This is a genomic window from Paenibacillus tabacirhizosphaerae (assembly GCF_040812395.1).
GTDB lineage: Bacteria > Bacillota > Bacilli > Paenibacillales > NBRC-103111 > Paenibacillus_E.
On record NZ_JBFNXH010000024.1, the window covers coordinates 1 to 25,493 of the forward strand.

Genomic DNA, 25,493 nt, shown 5'->3' on the forward strand with positions numbered 1-25,493 from the left:
TTTTTGAACGATTGCTCGTTCGTGCTTCTTCACTCGTTGTTCAGTTTTCAAAGAACAATTTCTTTCGTTCACTGCCGTGTTACCGGAGCAGCGAGATGTAATATACCATGTCAGAAAATCTTTTGCAAGTACTTTTTTTCAAGTTTTTTTTTCGATCCATTCGTGAAGATACTCAACACATGCAGACCGTACAAAAGTGTTTCTCGTGCTGCCCGTTTAGGACAGGAGTCATAATATAGCATAGATATTTGGGCAATGCAAGCAGAAGCCTCAGGTTCTATTCCACATCTCTTTTAGATTCTATCTGCGGGAAATTCTAATCCCATTTGCTTCCGTGCCTCGTCCATAATTTCTATTACTATTTTGGAGTTGGCATGAGAGTTTATTGTGGATTCTAATTGTCCGCACTTGATTAGTCTAATAAATTCGGCAGCTTCATATACCATCGTTCTACTGGATTGTGTTCGCGTCAACTCCTCAACCTCTCCATTACGGTAGCGAATATGTACCTGCTCGGGTTGATTGATTTTATCGATGATCATTGTCGCGTTCTCGCCATGAATTTCTGATGGAAGGTAAGAACTCGTTATTTTGGAGTGCATGATTACCGCATCCATCTCTTTATAGCGCAGAAGGAGGCTTCCCTCTCCATCAATTCCCGATTTCAGCAGAACGCCATTCGCTTGAACCTGCTCAGGCTTGCCGAACAGCACAGCCATTGGATAAATGCAATAGATACCGAGATCCATGAGAGAGCCATTTGAGTAAATAGGATTGAAGGCATTCAGCACGGTTCCCTGTTTGTAGGCATCATAGCGCGATGAATATTGACAATAGCTTGCAAAGTATCGGCGTATTTCCCCTAATTTATGCAGATTCTCTCGTATAGCTTCAAAATTAGGAAGCAGCGTCGACTTCAGAGCCTCCATGAAAACGACTTTGTTCCGATTAGCGGCGGCAATCATAGCATCAAGCTCAGAGGTGTTGGAGGCTGCAGGCTTCTCGCAAAGTACATGCTTGCCATGATTCATGCACCGAACAGCCTGCTCAGAATGAAAGGAATTAGGAGTAGCAATATAAACTGCATCAAATTCTTCGCTCTTCACGAATGCTTCCATATCAGTAAACACATGCGGGATATCAAACTTATGCGCAAATTCGCGTCCCTTATCTTCAGTTCGGGAGTAAACCGCTGTTAATAAGAACTCGCCCGTTTCCCGCGCAGAGTGGATAAATTCCTCAGTAATCCAATTCGTACCGATAATTCCAAACCGTATCATAGTTACTCCTTATGCTTCGAATTTTGTTATTTAAGTATATCATTAAGTAGAGACAACAAATCAAGATTGTAGTTATGCTCGATTTAATAATGGTATTCAAATTAGTCATTTGGATTAAATTTACAACAACCTATTTGTAAAGTTAATTATTCACTATTTGTAACTTTACTTATTTTGATTGCGATACTAAAATATATAACAACATGCACATTTATTTCAAGGGGCTGATCGTCATCACCACGAAATCTTCCATGCAGGATATTGCCGATAAATTGGGTATTTCCAAAAATGCCGTTTCTCTTGCTCTTAATCACAAGCCAGGGGTAAGCGACGAATTGCGGTCGCGTATCTTTGAGACAGCCGAACAATTGCAATACCGCACCGAACCAAAAAACAAGAAACGCAATAATTTGGTGATTTTACTCCCGTCATTCATTCAGAATGACAATCCTTTTTATTATGAAATTTTTTGGGCTATTGAAAAAAGAGCTGCTGAAAACGGATATAACGCAATCGTCTGCAGCATCACGCCCGATATGGCAGATCAGCTCGTATTGCCGGATTTATATCATGAGCTGACGTTTCACGGTATATTGATCGTCGGCGAGTTCGGGCTTCACTATGCCAAAAAACTGCAAAGTCTTGGAATTCCTCTTGTAGCAGTCGACAACGATTATGATAGCTTACAACTTGATGCTGTAGTTACGGCAAATGCAGAAGGTGCCTACCGCCTTGTTTCTCACCTAATCGACAACGGCCACCGGAGCATAGGCTTTATTGGCGATATCGACTCGTCCAAAAAATTCAAAGAGCGCTGGTACGGATACCAAAACGCTATGAATGCCGCAAGCCTGCAAATTGAAAAAAATCACTGCATCCTCAACAAGCCAGCGATAGATGATCTGAACGCTATCGATTCTACCCCGACGGCTTGGTTTTGTGCAAATGATCGGATCGCGATTAGGATCATTCAAATGCTCAATTCACAAGGCCGCCAAGTTCCTGAGGCAGTTTCTGTTGTCGGCTTTGATGATATCGAAGCGGCTAGCATGATCTCGCCTCGTCTAACGACAATCCAAGTACAGCGCGAACAGCTTGGTATCGAGGCAGTAGACTACCTGATCCGCAAGATCGATCAAGGGGGAATGCACTTAATTCCTTCGAAACTCTCGATCTACGGGCAGCTTATTGAACGAGAGTCAAGCGCAGCCATTCCCTTAACACCAACAAAAAAAGCATGAAATGAGGTTTTCTCATTACGTGCCTTTTCGTATATTTGACATCTATTTTTTGTAAAGTAATAATCGCTATTTACATACAAGTTCATGCCTTTTAGTTACTCGATTCACATTTGACGATTCACTTGACTAGAATCAAACCTGCCATTTTTGATAAAACCGGTCTGATTTCAGACCCAAAAAGAGGGAGAAAGGCTTATGATCGAATGGAGAGTTGCTCCTCTCGATTCGCATTAGCCGCAGTTTGAACCATTTCATCGATCCGGACACATCGAATATGCCTCCGACGCAGATCCAAAAGCACATCTTCTAGCGCACGCAGCATGTAAACTGGAGCATCCTCATCGGCGCCCAACGTTTTTCCGCAATCATGAAGCAACACGACGGAGCCGCCAGTAATTTCACGAAGCAGCGTCGATTTCAAGCTTGACTTGCCAATACGGCTGCGCCAATCTTTGGCCATGAGCGACCATAAGACGAAGGTATAGTGCTTTTTCAATAGCAAATCAAAAATATTAAATACACCCCATGGCGGGCGATAATAGCTAGGATGCTCCCCAATAATCGATTCAATCTGCGCTGCGGAGCTCTCGACTTGTTTGCGCACGGTCCAAGGCAGCATAAACCAGTTGGATTTATGGGAGTAATTGTGCAAACCAATTTGGTGACCCTCTTGATGCATACGCAAAATCAGTTCGGGATATTGCTGAGCTCTTACACCCAGTACGAAGAAAGTAGCTTTGACGTTATGCCGCTTTAACATATCCAATAGCTGAGGCGTATATTCCGGATTCGGACCATCGTCGAATGTTATGGCAATTTCATTACCCTCTGCCCCCTTACGGAAGACGCCAATGCCGAGCAAACGTGTAACAATCCAAGGTATTATTGTATAAGCAATGCTAATTGTAATAATCGTGAATGCCAATTGTCTCATGAGCATCCTCCTTCCTCCATTTACTGCTTCAATAACGGTCCTTCAGCAGTCGAATGGATCATACATTAGCATATGTTACTTGCAATCCTTCTAGTGCAGCTCTGTGATGGTATTTTGTCTCCAGGATGGCAGTTAATGTATGAAACGCCCCTTCTTTCAATTGATTAGATTTGGCATTTCTTTTCAACTGGGATAATAAAGAACGGTTCTCGATGACTTCTTGCAGTTGGCTTTTTAACTCTGTGGCATTCCTGGCTTCAATCGCTGCACCTACTCCGACCAAATAAGCAGCATTGTCCTGTTCTTGACCGGGAATTGGTTTATACAGCATCATGGGCAGCTCTAAAGCCAGTGCCTCTGATACCGTCAAACCGCCTGGCTTGGTCACGATCAAATCAGAAAGCGCCATCAGCTCATGAATATGATCCACGAAACCGGTGATCACGACCTTATGGCGTGTTTTGGCGCCGCCAAATTCCTCTTCAAGCTTTAATTTCAGCTTCTCATTGCGGCCGCAGACGAAAATAAACTGCACCGGGGAAGCCAAATCATCCGACAAAAGCACAGATTTGAACTGTTTGCCGATCAAGCCATGCCCGCCTCCCATGACGAGAACTGTCGGCATCGTAGAATGAAGCTGGTGTTTGGCCCGAAGCTTCGAACGATCATACGTCTGCGTGAAAGGCAATCGGATGGGGATCCCCGTCACGACAATGCGATATTCGGGAATACGGTAGCGAAGCAGCGCTTTCTTGACATGCTCAGCACCTACGAGATAGCGATCCGTATAAGGATGAATCCAGTAGCTGTGATCTGTATAATCTGTCATGACCGTAACGGTCGGCACCGTCGTCAATCCATTGCTTTTCAAATAAGACATCGCGGCCGCGGCTCCCGGGAATGTACTCACAACCTCGGTCGGCCGATAGTCGTGAAGAAGCTCAAGCATACGCTCCGTACTGAATGATTTCATGCGTTTGAACATATGGGAAAACGTGTTGTCATCCCGTGTTTTTCGGTATAAATAGCCATAGACAGACGGCAGGCTTTTCACCCACTGCATATAGCAATACTTGCCCACCGAGTGCAGATAGGGATGCGTCCACTCCAGAAAGTCAACCACCTTCACTTCGACATCCGGACGATAGAAGCGAGCAGCTTCCAAAATAGCCTGCGCCGCTTTGTTATGGCCATCACCCAACGCACCGGTCAAAATCAAAATTTTCTCTCTACGCATCATCTTTCTAAACCCCTTTCCATATGGCCGTTCCGAATATTTGCTTGCAGCGGTTTGACCATAGACCCTTTGCGAATTCGCGCCACTGCGTAAATAACACCCTCTGCCACTAACACCGCACCCACGATATCCATGAGTACATGCTGCTTAACGAATTGGGTGGATAGAATGATGAGCAAAGCCATAACCGTGACTACCGCTTTATAAACACGCGGGACGGACACTGCATTCAGATAAGCTCTCATCATTAAATAGGAAGTCAACACATGCGTGCTGGGAAAACAATTAAATGGTTGATCCGACTGATATACCATCCGCATCATGCCCGACAGCAAATCGTCTCCGACAACCTCAGGGCGCGGCACATAGGTTTGATAAACCGCATAAACGCCATAACAAAGCAGTAAACCAACGATGAACTGCAGCAGTGCTTTGTAATATATACGGCGATCTTTATAGGCCAAGTACATGAATCCCGCAAATAAAAATAAGTACCAGGATATATATGGGATTACAAATATTTTTAGAAAGGGAATTTGCCGATCAAAATCAGTTGCCAAGCTGTAGTAAGCCTCTCCCGCCCGATTCAAGTACACATAAATGAGGCCAACCGCCGGGATGGACAACAAAGCGCAACAAGCCAATAGATATGACTTTAATGACTCTATTCTCACACGAACTCCTCGCTCTCCTTATCCTTACTATTATCATAGAAGAGAATGGAAACTTGAAAAACGCACTTTGGTACTGTCTTTCTTTAGCCAAAAGTCGGAACAAAACCTAGACCTAAGGCTAAGTAAAGTCATATGACTAAGCTTACGGCTATGTACTATTTTGCCCAAAAAAAGAAGCAGGAAGCCTGCACCTAAAAGGGCGCAAGCTAACTGCCGCAGCACGTTTCATTATGAAATTAGCTTGGTTTTCTTCGCTTTCTCCGCCACCCGTTTGGTGTAGCCGCTGAGCGGTTTTTTCAACGCAAGAGCAACTACGTAGCAAATGGCGATGAAGACGCAAAGGAATACAATATCCTTCAGAACGACTTCCCATAGCATGCCTCCCACCGCTTCACGCATGAGCCCAACCGCGTAGGTGAACGGCACAAATGGATTCAGTTTTTGAAAAAAAGGAGACGCCGTACTAACCGGGAACGTGCCTCCAGAACTTGAGAACTGAAGAACAAGGAAGATGATCGCAATCCCCTTCCCGATGTTGCCAAACACGGAGACTAGCGTGTAAGTAATAGAGATGAACACTTTACTGATAAGTAGGGCGAACAGAACAAACCATATTTTATCCACAACGTACGTACCTAACAGAAACATATCCCCAAATGTAACGATTAACGCCTGGAAAAATCCTACCGTCAGGAAAATTAGCATCCGGCCAAAGTAGATATGATAGCTCTTGTACAAACCGTCAGAGTTATCCACATCCACTCTCATGAGCGAAACGAGCAGCATGGCGCCTACCCACAGGGATAGAGTTGTGTAAAACGGTGACATGGCTGACCCGTAGTTGGGAATCGGGAATTTCCTATCCTCTTTGATCAGAACCGGATTAGCGAGAAAATCGCTTTGCTTCTGAATATCATTCTGAAGCAGCTTAAGCACTTCCTCGATACTGCCCCCGCCTTCGACTCGCCGTATCTGATCCGCCGCTTTACGAACGGCGGCCTCGAATGCAGGGAGATCGCTGCGAACCAGATTGGCAGCCAGATGCACCGCATTTTCCACATCCGGAAATTTCGTTTGGTATAGATCCGAAACCTTACGGATTTCATCCTCAGCGGCAGGAAGATCATTGCGAACAAAATTCGCCGCATCATGCACCTTCTGTTCGACTTTGGGCAAATCATTGCGTACATACGGCGCAACTTCATTGATGCCTTTCGTAAATTCATCCATTTTCGATTGAATGGTCGTGGAAGCTTCGTGCACTTTGGCGCGGATTTGCGGTAAATCCTTCTGCAAAGCGTCCAGCTGCGTCTGGGCAAAATGAATGCCTGATTGCGCATCCTGTAAAATCCCTTTGATATTCGGCAGTTGATCCTTGAGCGTTTTCAGCACGCTGGCCGAATTTTGCGCAACGGATTTGATTTGGTTCAGCGCCTTGGTGAGATTGGGAACAATCTCCGAATCATAACGGGATAAGATATCCCCAATTGCACCGCTAGCCTCCTTGGATAGGGTATTCAAGTTATCCACAAGAGTTTTGGCCGGTTGCTCGCCATTTTTTATTGCGGTTTGAATCTTGTTGATCGTTTGAATTTGATGATTAAAATTCGTTTTGACAGCTGTCAACCTGCTGATGGTATCGCTTAGGGCACTGTTCGGCAAATACGTGTTAAGACGGGTGAACAAATCAATCGTTCTGTCTATGACCGCTACAGCTGTAGTCAGCCGATCCGAGAGCAGTCCCAATGCCGTTAACGCTTTTTGCGGATCCAGATTCGCATCCTGGAGCATTTGCGTCAATTGAGTTGCCGCGTCTGCCGTCTGCTGCAGCAAAATCAGATTTTGCTTGATTATAGGAATCAAGGCTTGAAAAGCCGCATCATTGTTTTGCAGGAAGGCATCTAACTGATCCGCAAAAGCACCGCCTTGTTCGGCAATCGCCTCCACTTTCGGCAAAGCGTTCAGGGCTGCGCTTACGACCTCGTCGGCTTTACGGGCGGTATCGATAGCCGTATTCAAAGCCGCTTCGACCTTGTCGAAGTTTTCGTCCAGCTCTTTGATGCGATCGGCAGCCCGTTGAATCTCAGGCAGCTTCTGCTGAATGACGAGCACCTCTTGCGCTACAGCCTCAATCTTCGGCCAGCGCTCTTCAATTTTCAAAATCGTATCGCCCGCGCGATTAATTTCGGGAATTTTCTGCTCAAGCTCGATAATTTTTTGGCCTTTTTCCTTGATTTCGGGCAGCTTCTGCTCGATCTCCAGAGCTTTGTCGCCCATGCTTTCAATATCCGGGAGCCGTTTCTCCAGCTCGAAAATTTTATTTTCCATATTACGAATCGTAGGCAGTTCCTTCTCAAAATCAATGCCGATTTCCTTCATGCGGGTCAGAATCGAAGAACTCACGGTTTTAACGAAATTTTCGCTGATTTGAGCGGTTACGCTTGATGCGCCTTTACTTGTAATTTTCGGTGCAACCGCGTTAATTTTCTCATTTACCGTGTAGAGAATTTCCGGCTTTTCCATGGTGCCGTTGACAATGCTCGTAATTTTCTCCGAGAAGTCCGCAGGAATGATCAGGCTCGCGTAGTAGTCCCCGTGTTCGACGCCGCGAAGCGCAGTCTGTTCATCCACAAACGTCCAGCCTAGCGTATGATTATCCTTCAAATTATCCACAACTTCAGTTCCGATGTTGATTGCTTTATCTTCGATCTTCGCGCCTCGGTCGTTGCTTGTTACTGCAATTTTAATGCCGGATGTATTCGAATAGGGATCCCACATCGCCTCTAAATTAATCCAAGCGTATACGGATGGCAAAATCGCCAGCGCAATCATGAGCAAAAGACCTGTGGGCACCTTCCACAAGTTCATAAGATCCGTTTTATAAATACCAAAAATCCTCTTCATTCCCCAATCACCCGTTCTGTCCATTTGGTAGTTAATGTAACCTTGCGTCTTGTTTACCATACAAAAGAAATCATCTGCTGTCCATTTAAAAAATGCACACATGTGGATAAGTGATTTTGTGGATATGTGTATAAGGGCGCCGGAACGTTATTCACAGCCTTGTTTGTGGACATGTTGATACTGTGGATAAGGATGTGGATAGATGGAGGGGGTTGGGGTAAAAAGAGGGAGGGAGCAGGGCGGGATGAGAGAAGGTGAACGCAGAAAAGTTGCCACCTAATTCGCATACGGTGGATTCGCTCTGCCGAGAGTGAACAAGCCGCCGCCAATTCGCTGCTCTCGATTATTTCCTATGATCATTCCCCCAAAAAATAGCATATAATGATTGTTGATTCCCGACATCGAATACAGGGGGGACTTATGAACAGAACGCTGGTAATAAGCGATATTCATGGAGAACTTGAAAAATTTGAAGCCTTATTAACGAAGGCTGGCTATAATCCGGAACAAGATCAGCTCATTTTATTGGGAGATTATATCGATCGCGGCCCCGATGCGAGAGGCGTGCTCGACAAAGTCATGCAGCTGAAAGAAGCCGGAGCGCTTGTGCTTAAAGGCAATCATGAAGATATGATGATCCAAGCATTAACAACCCATGATGAAAGAGCATGGAATCGTTGGGTGTATATCAACGGCGGCGATCTGACATTAGACAGCTATGGTTTCGCCACGGGCGATTTTTTGGAAAATGATCACACAGGGACTTTCAGAAAGCCTCAACTGAAGTCGGAATCGTTAGAGAAGCATCTAGCTTTCATTCTTAGTCTGGACCATTATATTGAAACAGAGGCATACATTTTCGTTCATGCGGGAGTTCATCCTGCAACTGCCCTTGACAAGACAGATCCTCATATCCTTATGTGGATTAGGGATGAATTTCATGACGGATACCAAGGCGATAAAATCGTTGTTTTCGGTCATACTACGACAGACAGCTTGCATGATGACCCGGACAATTGCGATGTGTTTTTCGGCAAAAATCGGATTATCGGCATTGATGGCGGCGCTGTCTATGGAGGTCAATTAAACTGCCTCGAATTACCGAGCCGAATCGTGTATTCAGTCCAATAACGGCCGACTCCATCCCGCTTCCTAAAATCTACAACCTGAGCTTGACACGAAACTTTTTGGTTTCGTATACTCTTTTATGAAACCTTTTGGTTTCGCTTTATGAGCTTAGTCTATACATCAACCTATCACTGGAGGACACCACTATGGGAAATCAAATAAACACACTGCCGGATATTCGGCAGACGCTAGTATTTAACGCACCGATTACAAAGGTATGGGACGCTGTGGCTACATCCGAGGGCATTGCTGCGTGGTTTATGCCGAACGATTTCAAGCCCGAAGTTGGCTATGAATTTCATCTTGAAGCAGGCCCCTTCGGCAAATCTCCCTGTAAGGTTACGGAAATTGACCCTCCTCATCGGCTCAGTTTCAAGTGGGGCAAGGATTGGACGTTGACTTTCGAACTGGCCGATCTGTCGGGCAAAACGGAATTCACGCTCATCCACGGCGGCTGGGATGCCGACACCGTTACTGAATTCGGACAACCTCACACAGCAGTACGCGAAAATATGTCGCAAGGCTGGGTCGGCCTCGTCCAAAAACTCAGCGCTTACGTCGAGTCCTAGGATGGCTGCTCCCTCGCAAAAGCATGATGTCTTTCAGGCGATCGCCGACCCAACGCGCCGGCAAGTGCTGCAATTGCTCGGCGAAGAGGAGCTTCCCGTCACCGTTATCAGCGGGCATTTCCCGATGAGCCGCACCGCGGTCTCCAAGCACCTGCGGATTCTGGCGGATGCCGGGCTGGTCAAGGAGCGCAAAGTCGGGCGGGAAACCCGTTATCGGCTGGAAGCGGAACCGCTTATGGAGCTGAAGCGTTGGCTCTCCTATTATGAGCGGTACTGGGAGAATAAATTGAGCGTGCTCAAACGATTGGTTGAAGCGGATGAACCTGTTGGCCATAGCCCGTTTGCCGGGCTGGAACTGGTTGATCCGAAGACGAAGGAATAAAGGAATAGCAAAGCATCGATGATACGAATTAGAAAAGGATAGCCAGGGATAGGCGTCACCATTCCCTGGCTATCTTTATTTTAATAACTCCTAGCAATGGCAGCCGTTTTCCGCAGTATAAGAATTACTGGCACCAAAGCGACAAGGAAACAGCCGCGGGACCGAAACTCAGCTGATCTCCGGCATAGTTGTATGCTCGACTAAAGTCGCAGAATCAAAGAAAAGGCCATCCCCCCTGTATTTCCTACAAGGAAGATGGCCTATTTTATACGTTTTCCGGATGTGGGAGCCACTCCGAGGACCATTTGGAGATTTCGCCAAAAATAGGAGCTAATGCTCGCCCTTTATCTGATAACGAATATTCGATACGAACCGGACTCTCAGGGAATACTACCCTCTTAACAATCCCCTCTAGCTCCAGTTCCTTCAAACGCTCTGACAAAACCTTGCCACTTAAATTTGGAAGGGCGTGGTCAATTTGCACAAAACGCTGCGGACCCGAAAGCAATTGAAACACGATGAGCGCAGTCCAGCGTTTGCTTAGAATTTCTACAGCTTTCTCAAAGCGAGGACACATTTGCGGTTGTTCCATGTTCATCACCTCAATATATTCTCTTATTATACGTAAGATTACAAATAAAAACAATGTTACACAAAGTAAATGAATTACTTGACGAAACTTAGTATTCAATATATACTCAGTTACATTAAGTAACTTAGTAATCCAAAGTAACAAAACTATAAGGAGTGATTGCAATGATTTCACCGATATTCGTCGGCCATGGTTCACCTATGATGGCCATTCAGCAAACCCCTTGTACCGATTTTCTGCTTGCCTATGGCAACAAGCTGGCGCCTAAAGCCATTGTGATTTTCACCGCACACTGGGAGACCGAAGTGCTCACGATTTCTTCCACGGATGACGTGTACGAAACCATCTATGATTTCGGCGGATTTCCGAAGGAATTGTACCAAATTCAATATCCGGCCAAAGGCTCAACCGAGCTTGCAAGCGCACTAGCCGACCGCTTCCAGGCTAAAGGGATTGCAGCCAACCTTGACACGCAAAGAGGTCTGGATCATGGTTCCTGGGTACCTCTATCCCGGATGTTCCCTACTCCCGCCTGCCCTGTTGTTCAAGTTTCGGTGCATCCATACTTATCTCCTGCGGAGCAGTACCGGATTGGCGAAGCGCTGCGCGGCCTCGATCAAGCGGATATCCTCATTATCGGCAGTGGCGCCACCGTTCACAATTTGCGCGCAATTAATTGGAACGCTACTGAGCCCGAAGCATGGGCTGTAGCCTTCGATGATTGGCTTGTGGAGAATATGGAGAAGCAGCATCTCGACGCGCTTTTCCACTATGACACACAAGCTCCTCATGCACGCATGGCAGTGCCAAGACCAGAGCACTTCGTGCCGCTCTATATTGCTATGGGCAGCGGAGATCCACAGCGCCAACCCCAAGTGATTCATCGCAGCTACGAAGTCGGCTCGCTAAGCTATCTTTCCGTTTCTTTTTAATTCTTTTTTTCAATCATTTATTATAAGGGGTGCTTATTCATTGAAATGGATCGTTCGTATTCTACAAGGTGTATTAGCTTTAGGTTATCTAATGTTTAGTTTTATGAAGCTTTCAGGAAATGCCATGCAAGTACAGGCTTTCACGGAAACTTACGGTTATGGAACAGGCTTCATGTATGTTGTTGGTGTCATTGAATTGCTTGCAGCCATTGGACTTATCGTAGGCTTCAAGAAGCCGCGCATCGCCTTCTATTCAGCTGTTATAATTGTCATCACGATGGCAGGTGCCGTCTTGACCCATCTGAAGTCTGGTCAAGGTATGGGCATAGCCACGATGCCGCTCATACTTCTTGTACTCGCTCTGATTGTTGCAATAGGCCGCGCTAAACGCGTATGAAAAAAGCTCCTTCCGCTATCGCCCTAGGTGACAGTGAAGGAGCTTTTTTTATACTTCGAAAATCGAATCAATGACGACGGGAAGATTGTTTCTGAGCGAAACGGCTCCCAATACGGAGCGGGCATGAAGGCCCTTTTCGCCGAAAACCTCCAGCATCAAGTCCGAAAATCCATTCAACACTTTATGATGCTCTTCGTACGTCGGATCCGCGTTCACGTACCCTTGGGCTTTCACCACACGCTTTACCAGATCCAGGCTCCCCAGTGCATCCTTCAATACGGCAAGCACCTCGATACCGGCGAGCCTAGCAAACTGATAGCCTTCTTCGGTTGTATACTTCTGTCCCAATTTGCCTTTCGGTTCCCCGGAAGGCCCTTTCCCGGAAACGAAAAGCAGTCCGTTCGAAATCACGTAATTTGCATATTTCGCTGCTGGCTCGCTCGCCTTCGGCAATACGATACCTAGCTGCGTTAATCTAGCTTCAATGGATTGTTCAGACATGCCAGTTCCTCCCTTATAACGCCCATTTATTGAAATTCAATGCCCCTGACCTTCGCGAATACCATGGTATCCCGCAATTCGCCAGTCATATCACAGTTCTCGCTTCGTAAAATGCCTTCTAACGTAAACCCCAGGCGTTCAGCCACTTTAGCGCTACGCTTGTTTGCAGCGTCGCAACGGATTTCCAGCCGGTTCGCTTGAAGTTCCCTCCTTGCAAAATCGGTAATGCCGGAAACAGCCTCCGTCATGAACCCTTGACCTCCCCAGGAAGTCCTCACCCAATACCCGATCTCGAATTTGCGCGACTGCCAATTCATGCGATGAAGGCCGCTGGAGCCGATGAATTCGCCCGATTCTTTATGATACAAGTGAAGACGCAAGTCAGATCTCTCCAGGAAGCTCAGCCTCCCTTTTCTCACATTGATCTCGGATTCCTCGAGCGTTGGCACAGATCTGGCCCATGGCATCCAAGGCCGAAGCTCGTCCAAGCTTTCGCGAATGGCGCCATTCACCACTGTTCCGTCACCGTACAAAGGCGCACGGATGAGCAGTCGCTCGGTTTCGAACGCTTCTGGAAAAGAGAGGGTGATCGGGTTCGGATCCGATAATCTCATCGCTGTCACCTCTTTCTATTTTCCATAATTTAGCATACCTCGATCAATGTGACAATCAGGCGTAAGAAAAAAATTACAAGGGGGGTCCTATCGAGCAACCATTGCAGTCAAATAATGAAATAAAGTGTAAATTGACAGTTACTTTCATTTTATATACACTTCCACTATACGCACGACATGTAGAAGGAGGTTTCGACTTTGACAAGAAAAAACAACAAGGCTCTTATTGTAACTGGTTTGATTATCGGAATTATTTTCTCCGAGCTCGATGAAACGGTTGTCAGCACCGCCATGCCTACTATCATTCGGGATTTGGACGGATTGGCGCTGTATGGTTGGGTAGCAGGAATTTACATGCTGACGATGACGTCCTTCATGCCTATACTGGGTAAACTCGCGGATCTGTACGGACGCAAGCGGATTTATATCCTTAGCATGAGCTTGTTCATTATGGGATCAATCATTAGCGGGTTCGCGACATCGATGCCTGTACTGCTATCGGGACGCGGCATTCAGGGAATTGGCGCTGGAGGGCTGATGCCGCTTGCCATGGTTATTTTCGGGGATACGTTTACTGTTGAGGAGCGCGCCAAGACCCAAGGAATTTTCGGAGCTGTCATGTTTATTCCCCAGCTGTTAGGGCCGTTGGTTGGAGGATATTTGACGCAGCATATTTCATGGCACTGGATTTTCTGGGTCAACATCCCGGTCGGAGTCGTCGCTGCTATTGTGCTTTCGGCAGGATTAGTGGAGTCCAAAGGCAACAAGGAAGCGAGCATCGACTGGGCAGGGGCCTTCTTGCTCGTCGGCTCGATCATTTCACTACTGATTACGCCAGTACTTCATGAAACCGAAGGTTATGCATGGGGTTCGCCAACTATAACAGGTTTATGGGCGCTCGGCGCAGTACTGCTCGGCTTGTTTCTGGCCGTCGAAAAGAAGGCAAAGGAACCGATACTGCCGCTGCACCTCTTTAAAAATCGTACGTTCGTCGTACTATCCTTAATCGTATTCACGTTGGTGATAGGGATTATGGGATCCTTCGCCTCGTTCCCGTTCTTCGCCCAAAACGTGCTTGGTCTATCGCCTATCGCGTCCGGATATCTCACCTTACCGCTTATGGTCGGGGCTATACTTTCCAGTGTTGTGTCCGGGCGGTTAATGACCAAAGTATCTTATCGGACTATATTCATCGTGTCGATGCTGCTGCCTGCCATTGGATTCTATTTGATGACCGGACTCCATGCCAACACCCGTATTATTGAAATCTGCGGCTACTTCATCATCCTGGGCCTAGGCTTCGGAGTCTTGTTTAACAACAACCTGATCGTTCAAGAATCGGTCACCAAGGAAAACAGCGGCATCGCCCTGACGTCAGTCACTTTGTTCCAATCATTCGGGTTGACGATCGGAGTCAGTGTCTTCGGCAGCTTGCTCGCGTCTCAGATCACAGCAGGAATTGGCAAGCTAGCGAGCACGATGCCTGCTGGCAACGACAGCCTCAGCACTGCCGCCCAAGGCGGAATTCCCAAAGGGCTCGACGCGCAGTTAGTCGAAGGGATAAAAACGGTCTTCTCGGACTCTTTTCAGCATCTATACTGGATTTCTTTCGGGTTTGCCATTGCCGTCATTGTCATTTGCTTCTTCCTGAAAAGAGAAGTGCTTTCCGTATCGTCAGACAAGGAAAAAGAGGAAATGAGCTCGAATGCTTGAGAATCGGGAACATTTCAATTAAATTACAGATGAGGTGACACAACCATGCCGACCGAAAAAACGGAAACGACAAAGATGGGGCTTCGCGAGAAGAAGAAATGGAAAACCCGCATTACCTTGCAGCAGCAGGCATTGCGCCTATTCCGCGAGCAGGGTTATCATGCCACGACGATCGAGCAGATTGCGGAGGCCAGCGAAATATCGCTAAGCACGTTTTTTCGATACTTCCCCACCAAGGAGGCCTTGGTGCTTGAGGACGAGTATGATCCGATCCTTGTTTATGAATTCCAGAAGCAACTTCCCCATCTGTCACCAATTCAAGCATTGCGAGCGGCAATACGCTCGGGCTTTGCAAGGATTACCCCAGAGGGAAAGGTTACCCTTCACGAACGGATGAATCTCATCTTATCCGTTCCAGAATTGCGCGCCGCCTCTCTAATTCAGATGAATGAATCGATCACATATATAGCAGAGGCTGTCGCAGACCGCCTGGGCCGCCCGCGGGACGACTTCGAGGTGCTCACGTTCGCCGGCTCCATTCTTGGCGTGATGATGGCCGTTCATCTCTATTGCGTCAATCATCCGGAAGCGGACTTCATTGAGACAATCGATGAGGCCCTGTCCCATTTGGAATCGGGACCGCTTGCAGAATAAGGCATTCTACGCCAAAACACCCCAAAATGCTTGGGGTGTTTTGGGCTTATCACAACGCGCCGGCGTCTCTTGCCGTATAGAACGAGGGGAAGATCGGACGATAATTCAACTCGGCTCTTATGCGAGTCGTATCCACGATCATGTCCCAAGGATTGAATGCCTGCTGCTCGATTTCTGCTGATTCTTGGCCTGTAAAACCATGATGCTGAAACAGCTCCGCAACAGAAATGGGTGCGTCATCGGCAACATTATAAATTCTGCCATCAATACCCGGCGTGGAAGCAGCAAGAAGCAGCGACTGGCTTACGTCTGCATGATGTACCATATGGAGCCGTTTGGCTGGGTTCCATGTACGCATCATAGGGAGAAATTCTGTAATATGGGGATCGCGATCCCCGTAAACAAATGCAAAACGTACAATGCGCAGCCCCAATCCTTGCTCATTGTGAAGTTGGAGCAGCGCTTCTTCTGCGGCTACTTTGGTCTGAGGATACAGGAAGATTGGTCGTAACTCATCATCTTCACGGCTCGGTCTTGGTGCATTCCCTGAACCGTACACTAAATTCGTACTAGCAAACACGAACCTCGGGACATCTGCCTTTAGGGCAGCTCTGGCTAAAGCCATACTGCCATCGATGTTCGCCCTTTTCGCAGCCGCTTCATCTACGCCACGGAATTGTGCCGCAAGATGCACCACAACATCAATGCCTCGCAGCTCATTAACCAATCTCTCCTCCTGCAAAAGATCGCCTTCGCATACTTCGACACCCTGTTGTTGATACATCTGCGCCTTCGCAGCATCTCGAACTAAAACTTTTACGTTATGTCCACGCTGCAGCAAATAGGGTACGAATCGGCTTCCTACTTTTCCTGTTGCTCCACTTACAAAAATATTCATTTTCATTTCCTCCTCTGTTTTGTTGGTGCTATACTTGCATTATTACAGAATATCGAATCTACTGCCTTCCTGCGGTTATCGTATGACTGGCAGTGTCAGGATAAGGGGAATCGTGTATGGAAGTAGCTTCTTCCAGTATGAGATTGGGTGAATTTTTGCGGGCACGTCGAGAGCGCCTTACTCCCGAGGAAGTAGGTTTGCCCTCATACGGCCGGCGTCGGACGCCAGGGCTTCGGCGCGAAGAAGTGGCCCAACTTGCCCATATCGGCGCATCTTGGTACACCTCTTTGGAACAAGGGCGAGATGTTAATCCATCGGAGGATGTATTAAATAGTTTGTCAAAAGCGCTGCGCTTGACCGTTGACGAATGCCGCCATCTCCATCAGTTGGCTAAACCGCCAGAAGAGGAAAAAGAAGAGAGCCACGAATTGAGTAATGGTTTGGAGCGTACGGTAAGGGCTCTTGATCCCAATCCTGCTTTCATCCTGGGAAGAAGTTGGGATCTAATGATTTGGAACCGAGCGGCGGAGATCGTTTTTCAACTCCCTGCTTTCTCAGCTGAAATGCGGCAACGCCCTAATTGGATCAAGCGTTTTTTGACGGATCCCTCCCTACAAGCTAACAATAGCGATTGGGAAGCCAAAGCGCAGGTCATGATTGCGCGATTTCGCGCGGATTTCGCACACTTCCATAATGACTTGAGGTTTAAGGAACTAATAGAGGAATTTATGGAGATCAGCGAGCTGTTCCGCGAGATATGGCCGCGGCATGACGTCGAGACCGTCGCCGACTGCCACAAGCGTTGGAATGACCCTCGTATAGGGGAGATGGAGTTTGAGCATGTGATTTTACATCCGTCGACTCATCCGGAGCTAAAGATCATGATATATACCGCCTCACCGGCAACCACTGCACAGTTGAACGGAATACTGGGCATTATGGAGTGAAGCAAGCAACAACAAACTTTGATGGCATTAAAGAACATAAACAGGCTGCTGCAAATCATTTGCGGCGGCCTGTTTTTTTGCCAATCGGTCACACTTCCTCAGCGCGCTCCGTCATTGTAGTGAAAACAAAGGAGATGTTTATGATGAAAACGACTGAACAGCAAAATACTAGAGGCATTTCCTGACAAGCTTTACACCGTGGAAGAGATCATAGCCCAGGGGGAAAAGGTACTAGTAAGAATGGTTGTGAAAGGTACGCATACAAACATGTTTTTGGGAAACTCACCTTCGGGCAACTCAATTGATGTCACGCTGTATCGTCAATATCGCGTCGTTGAGGGTAAAATTGCCGAGCATCGCGGTTGGATTGATATGGCTACAATGTGGAGACAAATTAAAGCGAATTAATCATATCGAGGAGGCATTCATATGTTGAAAATTGGATTTGTATTGGGAAGCACAAGACCAGGACGGGTAAGTCCACAGAGTATAACCACAGCATCACAGGTGCATTAAAAAATGCACTAGATTTAGCACGTGAGGAATGGAATAACAAAGCTGCCGAGATTAGCAGTTATGGGTCCACTGGCGGGGCCCGGGCTGCCGAACATTTAAGAGGAATATTGGGAGAGTTGCTAGTCGCTGATGTGAAAGTCCCTCCGACCCTATCCATCTTTACTGATTTTGAGAATTACACAACATTTAAGTCAGCTGACTTACATCTCAGTAATCTGAATCTCATGCTGGATCAAGTGATTACATGGAGCGGAGCGCTTCAAAAACTACGCAAGTAGTGCAATCATGGTCATAAGATTAATATTCTGGTGAAAAATATGATCAACGGACCGCCTCTTAATTGGAGGCGGTCCGTTGTAGTTACCGGGCGAATGATTCCGTCAAAGGACGTCTGAAATACGCAATCACTTTGTCACCCGTTGGAACGACGGATACGAGTTCCCATCCATACCGGCCCCAATGGCCCAGCGCATCGTCCAAATTCCAGCTATATAGCTGACCGTCCGCTGCGGGCTTAAGCCCATCTCCGATTGAAGTATCTGTCGCGTACTCGTATCTCTGACCCGGAAATTCCGGCTGAGGCATTCGCTCCTCCTTTAAATCCCAGCGAATTCGGGTTGATGCATCCGAAAGTGCAGCGATAATAGCTTCCCGGTCCGTGACCTCGATCGGCAGCAGCCGTGGTGCTCTTGGCATGAAGAATGAGCGGTGCGAATGATACACCTGCAGGACCAACGTACCAAGCGCCTCCCCGCTTTCCGCTGATTTCACAACATACCATACACAGCGTTCCCGTTCTTCAGGCGGTCCCCAGTTCTCCATAGAATCGTTGCGGTTGAATCCGCCTCTGATCAGAAATCCGTCAGCAGCAAGCCGCTCGGCGACTGGCGCCATAAATTGTTGAATCCACGCGCCATAGGCACGACCACCGAACTTGATGAACATCTCTGTCAGTTCATCCTTCCTTTCGTCGTAGACTGCTTTCCAAGCATGTGAAAGTACATCCCCGGCAGTACGGGCGATGGATTCAATTGAGGTCTTTTGCATAATTATACACTCCTTCTAACCATTAATTTAACAGTGATAAATTATAATTTAATATCGTTAGATTAATCGTTTGTGATATACTTGTCAAGAGAGACAACGGAAGGTGACCTGATATGGCAAGAAGACGAATTTATCCCTTAACGACGGATAAGGATACGATTCCGGATGAGACGCTCCACACGCCCCTCGATCGCGACCGCATTGTCGGAATCATGCTGGAACTGCTGAAAGCCGAAGGCTTGAATGGCATCAGCATGCGCAAAATCGCCGACTCCCTAGGCGTGAAAGCCGCATCTTTGTACTACCACGTGAAAGATAAAGATCAGCTGCTTCATCTCTTGGCAGAAGAGATCAGCACCAAGGTTGATTTTCCCGATACCGCTCTGGAATGGAATCTGCAATTGAGACTATGGTCGCTGAGTTTCCGCCAAAGTCTGCTTCAATACCCGGACGCCGTGCACATCATGAATGCGACGCATGCGGCCAGCCCTAACCGTCTGGCTCATATCGAATATTTGTTTCGCGCGCTTGCCGAAGCCGGATTTAAGGATGACCAAGTGCCTTGGCTTGCATCCATGCTTAAGAACTTCATCTATGGCTTTGTTGAGGAAGAATGCCGATTGCGGGATCGCGCGAAGCTTGCGGAAGCAGAAAGCAAACAAGAAAAACCGGAGACAAGACACAAGGAGATCGAGGCGTTGCCTAAGGAGCGATATCCCCACTTTATCCGCCTAGCCGCTTATACGACTTCTGTGAATTGGGAGGAAGAGTTCTCTTTTGGGCTGGATGTGCTGCTCGCGGGGTTTGCTACCAAGCTCGCAAGCGGGCATGCTTAGCGCCATCGCATTTCCAGATCAGGTTACGAGCAACCGGAAATTGGAAAAGGGTGTATAATAGAGTGAAATTCGCTTAAAGGAGGCTGTACGCATGAAAAGAATTGCCATTGATATGGACGAGGTTGTAGCCGATTTTAATACGAAACACTTGCGAGTGTTTAATCGTGATTTCAATGAAAATTTGTCACTGGAGGACTTGAAGGGGACACGCCTTAGAGAATTGCGGCCTCATTTAAAAAATGAAATTCTAAGTTATTTGAACGACCCCACATTTTTTCGCGACCTGGATGTAATGGCAAACAGTCAGGAAGTCATACAGGAACTAAGTGAACGCTTTGAAATTTTCATTACAACCGCAGCCATGGAGTTTCCCTCTTCCTTCACCGCAAAATATGAATGGCTGCAAGAATATTTTGGTTTTCTGAATGAAATGAATTTTGTTTTTTGCGGGGATAAAAGCATTATCCATGCCGATTATCTCATTGACGATAATTCCAGGCACTTCCAACGGTTTGCGGGGCAAGGCATTTTGTTTACCTCCCCACACAATATGAATGAAACAGGCTACGTTAGAGTGAATAACTGGTTAGAGGTAAGGGATTATTTCAGGGTATGATTCCTCTAACTTTATGAATACGAAAACAGGCTTCTTCCGCCCCACCTTAACGGTTTCAGCGGAAAAAGCCTATTGTCACGAACTAAAGCTGATTACAAAGAAGGAATTCTAGCTTCCGCCATCGCCGATAGCGCCGTATTTCTGGATGCCGTAGATGGCCATCGGTTATCGTTTCGCTCCTTAGGATTCTCTATGGATAATCGCTTGCATAGCCACGCACGCCATGATGAAAGCGCCGATACCATGCAGATCGTTTTTACTCGTTGGACGCGTCACATAATTCTCATAGTCCCCGGCCGATGTCCCGATGCAAATGTCCGGCAAAATGACGCGCTCCTGTTCATCGAATTGCAGCGTTCTAATTAAACCTTCATAGCCTTTCCGTGCGGCTTCCGTGCATTCAGGGCCAACGACGCCTTGCTCAATCGCTCTGGCAATCGTATAGACGAACAAACACGTGCCTGAAGTCTCCAGCCAGTTATCCTTTAGGTGTCCTTTATCGACAACCTGATACCAGAGTCCGCTCTCCGCATCCTGATAGCGGATCAAAGCGTGAATGAAATCGTGCAGCGAGCTGACGAGCTCTTCACGCCCAGCTTCTTCCGCCGGCAGCTCGTCAAGGAACTGCGACACAGCTAAGCCGTACCAACCAAGGGACCGGGCCCAGAATTCCGGTGAGCAGCCGGTTTCGGCATGCGCCCAAGGCATCTTGCGGTTTTCATCCCAAGCATGGTAGAACAGCCCCGTCTTGTCATCTTTCATATACTTGCGCATCAGCCTCTCCTGGTGAAGCACATTCCATCTCAAGCTGGTATCGCCATAAGCGTTCACATATTTCAACGCGAACACGCCGCCCATGTACAAGCCGTCAAGCCACATCTGGTTCGCGTATTTATCTTTGTGCCAGAATCCTCCCTCCGAGGTCAGATTCAATGTCTTGAACAGGTTGCGCAGCTTATCCGCAGCGACGCGGTATTTGCTGTTTCCCGTGCGCTGCTCCAGACGGAACAGCAGCAGTCCCGCCTGAATCGCGTCCAGCTCATCCCGGGCAAAGAAGAAATTGCCATTCTCATCGATTAAGTTGTCTACATACTCTTGAATGTACGCATCAAATCGGCGATCCGGCTGCACGTCCGTGACCATTTCGACCCCGCAGAGAAATACCCCTTGGTGATAATGCCAGCGGCTGGCCGGCGGAAGCTCCTGTGGCGTATAGGTGCTGATAATGGAATCGCAGGCTGCTTTTGCCCACTCGATAGGTGTTCGTTCTAAACAATTCGTCATACAGTTTCCCCTTTCAACTTGCTATATGGTTTGCGAATTAATGGGCATCGTCCGGCCCCCTCGTGCTTACCCCTTAATGGATCCAACCATGGCACCCTTGGCAAAATGCTTCTGCAGGAACGGATACACAAGCAAGATCGGCAAAGTCGCGACAACGATAACGGCCATTTTAACTGCTTGCGCCGGTGGCGGTGTCGTACTATCGAATGCCGAACTGGAGTCCATCCCGCTGGCAAGCACGACAATTTGTCTGAGCAGAACCTGAATCGGCCACAACGAGCTGTCATTGATGTAGAAAATGGCGTTAATATACGTGTTCCAATAGGTTACCGCATAGAATAAGGAGATTGTTGCGATGGCCGGCATCGATAAGGGCAGAACGATTCGGAACAAGATGCCGAAGTCGCTGCAGCCGTCGATTTTGGCCGACTCTTCCAGTCCGTCCGGAATGTTCTGGAAGAAGCTTTTCAAAATAATCAAGTTGAATGCATTAACCGCTGTAGGAAGAATCAGTGCCGCATAGGTGTCGATCAAGCCCAGTTCTTTCACAACCAGAAATGTCGGAATCAGTCCGCCGTTAAACAACATCGTAAACACAATCAGGAAGTTGATAACCTTTCTTCCGTCTACATCCCTGCGGGCCAGTCCATAGGCCATCAAAGTCGTAACAAACATACTGAATATGGTGCCGAATAGCGTCGTTCCTACCGATACGCCCATCGCTTTGAAAATCGTATTTGTCGAGAAAATAAACCGATAAGCATCAAGGCTCCAATCCGTTGGAATGAGCACGAACTTCTTGGCCGCCATTTCTGCATTCGTCGTAAACGAACCTGCTACAACGTGCACAAAGGGGATTATTGTAACTAAACCAATGATGGTTAATAACACATAATTGATGATGGCAAACATTCTGCCGCCGATCGTTCTGTCATCTACCATTGTCTATACCTCCCTAGATGGTTGCGAATGTGGCTTGCATCTCAGCTAATTAGTAAACGCCCTCTTCGCCCATCTTCTTGGCAATTCTGTTTACAATCATGACAAGAATGAGTCCGATAAACGATTTGAAGAATCCAATCGCGGCACTGTAACTGAATTGGCCTTGTTTTAGCCCCGCCGTATATACAAAAGTATCAATGATCTCAGCAACATTACGGTTCATAGCGTTTAGCAGCAGGTAGACTTGTTCGAAACCGAGTTCGAGAACATGGCCGATTTTCAAAATTAACAATACAATGATCACACTGCGAATGGCCGGCAATGTGATATGCCAAATTTGTCTAAGCCGTCCAGCACCGTCCATACGAGCAGCCTCATACAACTGAGGATCGATGGAAGCAATGGCTGCCAGATAAATAATGGTTCCCCAACCCGCTTCTCTCCAAATAATTTGAAGAGTATAAATAGGTCTGAACCATTCGGGACTCAGTAAGAAGTTGATCTTCTCAAACCCAAAATACTCAATGATATCATTGATAATTCCGCCGTCCATCGTCAGCATAACGAATGTGATCGAAACGATAATAACCCAAGACATAAAGTGAGGCAGATAGACGATCAATTGAAACACTTTCTTAAAAAGTTCTACACGAACTTCATTTAGCATGAGCGCTAATAGGATAGGTATCGGGAAATAAAATAATAGATTCATGACGAACAATATCAGCGTATTGCTGAGTATCGTCCAAAAGTCCGGCTCAGTGAATAACCGGTGGAAATGCTCGAAGCCCACCCATTCGCTTCCGCTGATCCCTTTAAAAGGCTTATAGTTCTGAAACGAGATGATCAATCCATACATCGGAATATACTTGAAAATGAGAAAATATAGGATGCCTGGCAGCAGCATGACATAGATCCATTTATTTCTCCACAGACGCCTCGTGAGTTCGCTGCTGCGTCGTGCGGGCATTGCTTGTTGCTGAATGTTCACTTCCTGCATAGCACTTCTTCCTCTCCGGTAGCGTAAATAACATCGAAGAGGCCACTGTAGCACGGGCAGCCTCTCCTCCTTTTCAACCTGTATGACTCCGCACCCAATTATCTATTTCTTAGCAGTGCTATATTCTTCTATAATTTTGCTGCCGCCGCGGCTTTTCCAATCCTCAACTGCTTTATCGAATCCAGCTTTGTCGATGGTGCCGTAAATGTATTTATAAGTAGCGTCTGTGATAATCGCTTGAAGCTGAACGCCTTTCTCCAGGTTCGTCTTCGAATCCAAAGCGGCTGTCGGATCTTGCACAGCATTTTTCAAATTCGCGATTTTCAGCTCATCGGCCTTGCCGCTAGCCGGAATCAGAGGTACGCCCAGATATCTGCCTGTTGTATCTTCATCGCCAATAGAAGCATCGGCGAAAGCTTTGACTTCACGCGTCCATTTTTCTTCATCTGTTTTCTTAGCCTTGCCGTCGACTACCGTGTAATTCGCGTCTTTGATCCCCCAGGTTACCAGGTTGGCAACTTCAGGCGTCATCATTTTGTCAAAGAACGCTAGAATTTTCTTCAAGTCAGCTTCTGTTTTAATAGCCGATTTCGGGAACAGGAGAACGTTATTGTAGCCGCCAAGCGCCCATGAAGACATTTTGCCGTTAGACCCTGCCACCATACTATGAACATCCACCACTGCGTTCGGAACATTTTTGATCAGATCCTTGTTCAATGTCGATACGTCTGTCATCGCGCCGATGTAGATACCCGCTGTACCTTTGGTGAACAGCTTTTGTTGATCCGTTTTACTTGTCGCCGCGAAGTCCTTGTTGATCAGTCCCTCGTCACGCAGTTTTTTGAAATAGTCCATCGAAGCTACATATTCGGGGAACATGAACTCCGGCAGCAGCTTGGCGTCTTTTGCGCCCCAATTGTTCGGTACGCCCAACCAGTTATCCACCGTTTTGAAAGCGCCGTAGATCAGATCATTACGATCCGCCAATCCGATGGTATCCTTCTTGCCGTTGCCGTCAGGATCTTGCTCGGTAAAAGCTTTCATCATGGCATACAATTCATCCGTATTGGCAGGCGCTTTGAGTCCCAGCTTATCCGCCCAGTCTTTCCGGTAGATCATGCCTTGGCGGGCAATATCTACACCGTGATATAGCGTGTAGAGCTTACCATCTACCTTGGTATTTTCATTCGTAGTCGATTTCATCTTGCTCAGGTTCGGGAAATCCTTCAAATACGGCCCGATTTCCCAGAACTGACCGTCGCGAATGGCGGATTTCATTTGAATGAAAGTAGCCTGGTTTTTCAAATAAGTGACTTGGGGAAGCGCCCCTGTCGCCAGTGTCGTATTCACTTTCTCTTCGTATGTATCCGCAGGGAAGAATTGATACGTTAATTTCGTGTTCGTTACTTTCTCCAGTTCTTTGATGATGGTATCTGGCGGTGTCTCAGCAGTATTCAGCGGCGCCATGATTGTAATCGCTGTTGGTTTGCTATCTGCAGTTGCCGCAGGCGTTTCGCCTTTTGCCGTAGCTGAAGGAGTTGTTCCATTTTTATCGGCGTCAGAGCAGGCAACCAAAGCAACGCTGGATACGAGAAGAATGCTTAGCGGTATCGAAACTAATTTTCTCTTCATATTTATTTGACCTCCGCAAAATA

The 25,493-nt window shown here is 47.1% G+C and carries 26 protein-coding genes and 1 pseudogene; 13 read left to right on the forward strand and 14 right to left on the reverse strand.

What is annotated here, in order from left to right; genetic code table 11:
- Positions 1 to 293: 293 nt before the first annotated feature.
- Positions 294 to 1,280 (reverse strand): Gfo/Idh/MocA family protein, encoded by a 987-nt coding sequence (locus ABRS97_RS25535; protein WP_367818672.1) that lies wholly within the window; start codon positions 1,278 to 1,280, stop codon positions 294 to 296.
- Between the two features lie 203 nt (positions 1,281 to 1,483).
- Between ABRS97_RS25535 and ABRS97_RS25540 the strand changes: the two genes are divergently transcribed.
- The gene (locus ABRS97_RS25540) at positions 1,484 to 2,521 is read left to right on the forward strand and encodes a LacI family DNA-binding transcriptional regulator (protein WP_367818674.1); all 1,038 of its coding nucleotides are present in this window, start codon (positions 1,484 to 1,486) and stop codon (positions 2,519 to 2,521) included.
- Between the two features lie 193 nt (positions 2,522 to 2,714).
- Here ABRS97_RS25540 and ABRS97_RS25545 read toward each other — a convergent pair whose 3' ends face one another.
- The 4 genes from ABRS97_RS25545 to ABRS97_RS25560 all read right to left on the reverse strand — a co-directional run bounded on the left by ABRS97_RS25545 (position 2,715) and on the right by ABRS97_RS25560 (position 8,270).
- Positions 2,715 to 3,455 (reverse strand): polysaccharide deacetylase family protein, encoded by a 741-nt coding sequence (locus tag ABRS97_RS25545; RefSeq protein ID WP_367818676.1) that lies wholly within the window; start codon positions 3,453 to 3,455, stop codon positions 2,715 to 2,717.
- A 58-nt stretch (positions 3,456 to 3,513) separates the two neighbouring features.
- Positions 3,514 to 4,695 carry an MGDG synthase family glycosyltransferase gene (locus ABRS97_RS25550; protein WP_367818678.1) on the reverse strand — a complete coding sequence of 394 codons (1,182 nt, stop codon included), beginning with the start codon at positions 4,693 to 4,695 and terminating at the stop codon, positions 3,514 to 3,516.
- The gene (locus ABRS97_RS25555) at positions 4,692 to 5,366 is read right to left on the reverse strand and encodes a phosphatase PAP2 family protein (protein ID WP_367818680.1); all 675 of its coding nucleotides are present in this window, start codon (positions 5,364 to 5,366) and stop codon (positions 4,692 to 4,694) included. The genes ABRS97_RS25550 and ABRS97_RS25555 overlap by 4 nt, the downstream gene beginning before the upstream one ends.
- A gap of 228 nt (positions 5,367 to 5,594) precedes the next feature.
- The gene (locus ABRS97_RS25560) at positions 5,595 to 8,270 is read right to left on the reverse strand and encodes a YhgE/Pip family protein (RefSeq protein ID WP_367818682.1); all 2,676 of its coding nucleotides are present in this window, start codon (positions 8,268 to 8,270) and stop codon (positions 5,595 to 5,597) included.
- Between the two features lie 420 nt (positions 8,271 to 8,690).
- Here ABRS97_RS25560 and ABRS97_RS25565 point away from each other — a divergent pair, with 420 nt between their 5' ends.
- The 3 genes from ABRS97_RS25565 to ABRS97_RS25575 all read left to right on the forward strand — a co-directional run bounded on the left by ABRS97_RS25565 (position 8,691) and on the right by ABRS97_RS25575 (position 10,349).
- Positions 8,691 to 9,401, forward strand: a complete 711-nt coding sequence (locus tag ABRS97_RS25565) for a metallophosphoesterase family protein (protein ID WP_367818684.1) — start codon at positions 8,691 to 8,693, stop codon at positions 9,399 to 9,401.
- A 143-nt stretch (positions 9,402 to 9,544) separates the two neighbouring features.
- Positions 9,545 to 9,967 (forward strand): SRPBCC family protein, encoded by a 423-nt coding sequence (locus ABRS97_RS25570; protein WP_367818686.1) that lies wholly within the window; start codon positions 9,545 to 9,547, stop codon positions 9,965 to 9,967.
- Between the two features lies 1 nt (position 9,968).
- Positions 9,969 to 10,349, forward strand: coding sequence for an ArsR/SmtB family transcription factor (locus ABRS97_RS25575; protein ID WP_367818777.1), 381 nt, complete (start codon positions 9,969 to 9,971; stop codon positions 10,347 to 10,349).
- 265 nt (positions 10,350 to 10,614) lie between these two features.
- On the opposite strand, the gene ABRS97_RS25580 is transcribed toward ABRS97_RS25575, so the two are convergent.
- Positions 10,615 to 10,941 (reverse strand): catDE operon transcriptional regulator CatR, encoded by a 327-nt coding sequence (locus ABRS97_RS25580; RefSeq protein ID WP_367818688.1) that lies wholly within the window; start codon positions 10,939 to 10,941, stop codon positions 10,615 to 10,617.
- Between the two features lie 164 nt (positions 10,942 to 11,105).
- Here ABRS97_RS25580 and ABRS97_RS25585 point away from each other — a divergent pair, with 164 nt between their 5' ends.
- Both ABRS97_RS25585 and ABRS97_RS25590 read left to right on the forward strand, forming a co-directional pair.
- A complete protein-coding gene (locus ABRS97_RS25585; RefSeq protein ID WP_367818690.1) occupies positions 11,106 to 11,873 on the forward strand; it encodes a DODA-type extradiol aromatic ring-opening family dioxygenase in 768 nt (255 codons plus the stop codon).
- Positions 11,874 to 11,913: 40 nt separating this feature from the next.
- Complete coding sequence (locus tag ABRS97_RS25590) at positions 11,914 to 12,270, forward strand: DoxX family protein (protein ID WP_367818692.1); 357 nt, start codon at positions 11,914 to 11,916, stop codon at positions 12,268 to 12,270.
- Between the two features lie 48 nt (positions 12,271 to 12,318).
- On the opposite strand, the gene ABRS97_RS25595 is transcribed toward ABRS97_RS25590, so the two are convergent.
- Together ABRS97_RS25595 and ABRS97_RS25600 are read right to left on the reverse strand one after the other, a co-directional pair.
- The gene (locus tag ABRS97_RS25595) at positions 12,319 to 12,771 is read right to left on the reverse strand and encodes a RidA family protein (RefSeq protein WP_367818694.1); all 453 of its coding nucleotides are present in this window, start codon (positions 12,769 to 12,771) and stop codon (positions 12,319 to 12,321) included.
- A 26-nt stretch (positions 12,772 to 12,797) separates the two neighbouring features.
- Positions 12,798 to 13,385: a GNAT family N-acetyltransferase gene (locus ABRS97_RS25600; RefSeq protein ID WP_367818696.1), complete on the reverse strand. Its 588-nt coding sequence runs from the start codon at positions 13,383 to 13,385 to the stop codon at positions 12,798 to 12,800.
- Between the two features lie 198 nt (positions 13,386 to 13,583).
- Between ABRS97_RS25600 and ABRS97_RS25605 the strand changes: the two genes are divergently transcribed.
- Entirely contained in the window at positions 13,584 to 15,098 is a 1,515-nt protein-coding gene (locus tag ABRS97_RS25605; RefSeq protein WP_367818697.1) for an MDR family MFS transporter, read from the forward strand.
- Between the two features lie 45 nt (positions 15,099 to 15,143).
- A complete protein-coding gene (locus tag ABRS97_RS25610) occupies positions 15,144 to 15,752 on the forward strand; it encodes an acyl-CoA-like ligand-binding transcription factor (protein ID WP_367818699.1) in 609 nt (202 codons plus the stop codon).
- Positions 15,753 to 15,801: 49 nt separating this feature from the next.
- Here ABRS97_RS25610 and ABRS97_RS25615 read toward each other — a convergent pair whose 3' ends face one another.
- Positions 15,802 to 16,650 carry an NAD-dependent epimerase/dehydratase family protein gene (locus ABRS97_RS25615; protein WP_367818702.1) on the reverse strand — a complete coding sequence of 283 codons (849 nt, stop codon included), beginning with the start codon at positions 16,648 to 16,650 and terminating at the stop codon, positions 15,802 to 15,804.
- A gap of 116 nt (positions 16,651 to 16,766) precedes the next feature.
- Here ABRS97_RS25615 and ABRS97_RS25620 point away from each other — a divergent pair, with 116 nt between their 5' ends.
- The 3 genes and pseudogenes from ABRS97_RS25620 to ABRS97_RS25630 all read left to right on the forward strand — a co-directional run.
- On the forward strand, positions 16,767 to 17,597 hold the full coding sequence (locus ABRS97_RS25620; RefSeq protein ID WP_367818703.1) for a helix-turn-helix transcriptional regulator: 831 nt from the start codon (positions 16,767 to 16,769) through the stop codon (positions 17,595 to 17,597).
- A 165-nt stretch (positions 17,598 to 17,762) separates the two neighbouring features.
- On the forward strand, positions 17,763 to 18,005 hold the full coding sequence (locus ABRS97_RS25625; RefSeq protein WP_483312500.1) for an ester cyclase: 243 nt from the start codon (positions 17,763 to 17,765) through the stop codon (positions 18,003 to 18,005).
- Between the two features lie 77 nt (positions 18,006 to 18,082).
- Positions 18,083 to 18,391 (forward strand): annotated as a pseudogene (locus ABRS97_RS25630) (NADPH-dependent FMN reductase); the annotation flags it as partial.
- A gap of 82 nt (positions 18,392 to 18,473) precedes the next feature.
- Here ABRS97_RS25630 and ABRS97_RS25635 read toward each other — a convergent pair.
- Positions 18,474 to 19,160, reverse strand: coding sequence for a DUF6022 family protein (locus ABRS97_RS25635; RefSeq protein WP_367818706.1), 687 nt, complete (start codon positions 19,158 to 19,160; stop codon positions 18,474 to 18,476).
- 113 nt (positions 19,161 to 19,273) lie between these two features.
- Here ABRS97_RS25635 and ABRS97_RS25640 point away from each other — a divergent pair, with 113 nt between their 5' ends.
- Positions 19,274 to 19,996, forward strand: coding sequence for a TetR/AcrR family transcriptional regulator C-terminal domain-containing protein (locus ABRS97_RS25640; protein ID WP_367818708.1), 723 nt, complete (start codon positions 19,274 to 19,276; stop codon positions 19,994 to 19,996).
- Between the two features lie 91 nt (positions 19,997 to 20,087).
- Positions 20,088 to 20,612, forward strand: a complete 525-nt coding sequence (locus tag ABRS97_RS25645) for a 5' nucleotidase, NT5C type (protein WP_367818710.1) — start codon at positions 20,088 to 20,090, stop codon at positions 20,610 to 20,612.
- Between the two features lie 180 nt (positions 20,613 to 20,792).
- Here ABRS97_RS25645 and ABRS97_RS25650 read toward each other — a convergent pair whose 3' ends face one another.
- From ABRS97_RS25650 to ABRS97_RS25665, 4 genes are all read right to left on the reverse strand, one after another.
- Complete coding sequence (locus tag ABRS97_RS25650; RefSeq protein ID WP_367818712.1) at positions 20,793 to 21,896, reverse strand: glycoside hydrolase family 88/105 protein; 1,104 nt, start codon at positions 21,894 to 21,896, stop codon at positions 20,793 to 20,795.
- Positions 21,897 to 21,962: 66 nt separating this feature from the next.
- Positions 21,963 to 22,838 carry a carbohydrate ABC transporter permease gene (locus ABRS97_RS25655; RefSeq protein ID WP_367818714.1) on the reverse strand — a complete coding sequence of 292 codons (876 nt, stop codon included), beginning with the start codon at positions 22,836 to 22,838 and terminating at the stop codon, positions 21,963 to 21,965.
- A 49-nt stretch (positions 22,839 to 22,887) separates the two neighbouring features.
- A complete protein-coding gene (locus tag ABRS97_RS25660; RefSeq protein ID WP_367818716.1) occupies positions 22,888 to 23,838 on the reverse strand; it encodes an ABC transporter permease in 951 nt (316 codons plus the stop codon).
- A 102-nt stretch (positions 23,839 to 23,940) separates the two neighbouring features.
- Complete coding sequence (locus ABRS97_RS25665) at positions 23,941 to 25,470, reverse strand: extracellular solute-binding protein (RefSeq protein WP_367818718.1); 1,530 nt, start codon at positions 25,468 to 25,470, stop codon at positions 23,941 to 23,943.
- Between the last annotated feature and the right edge of the window lie 23 nt (positions 25,471 to 25,493).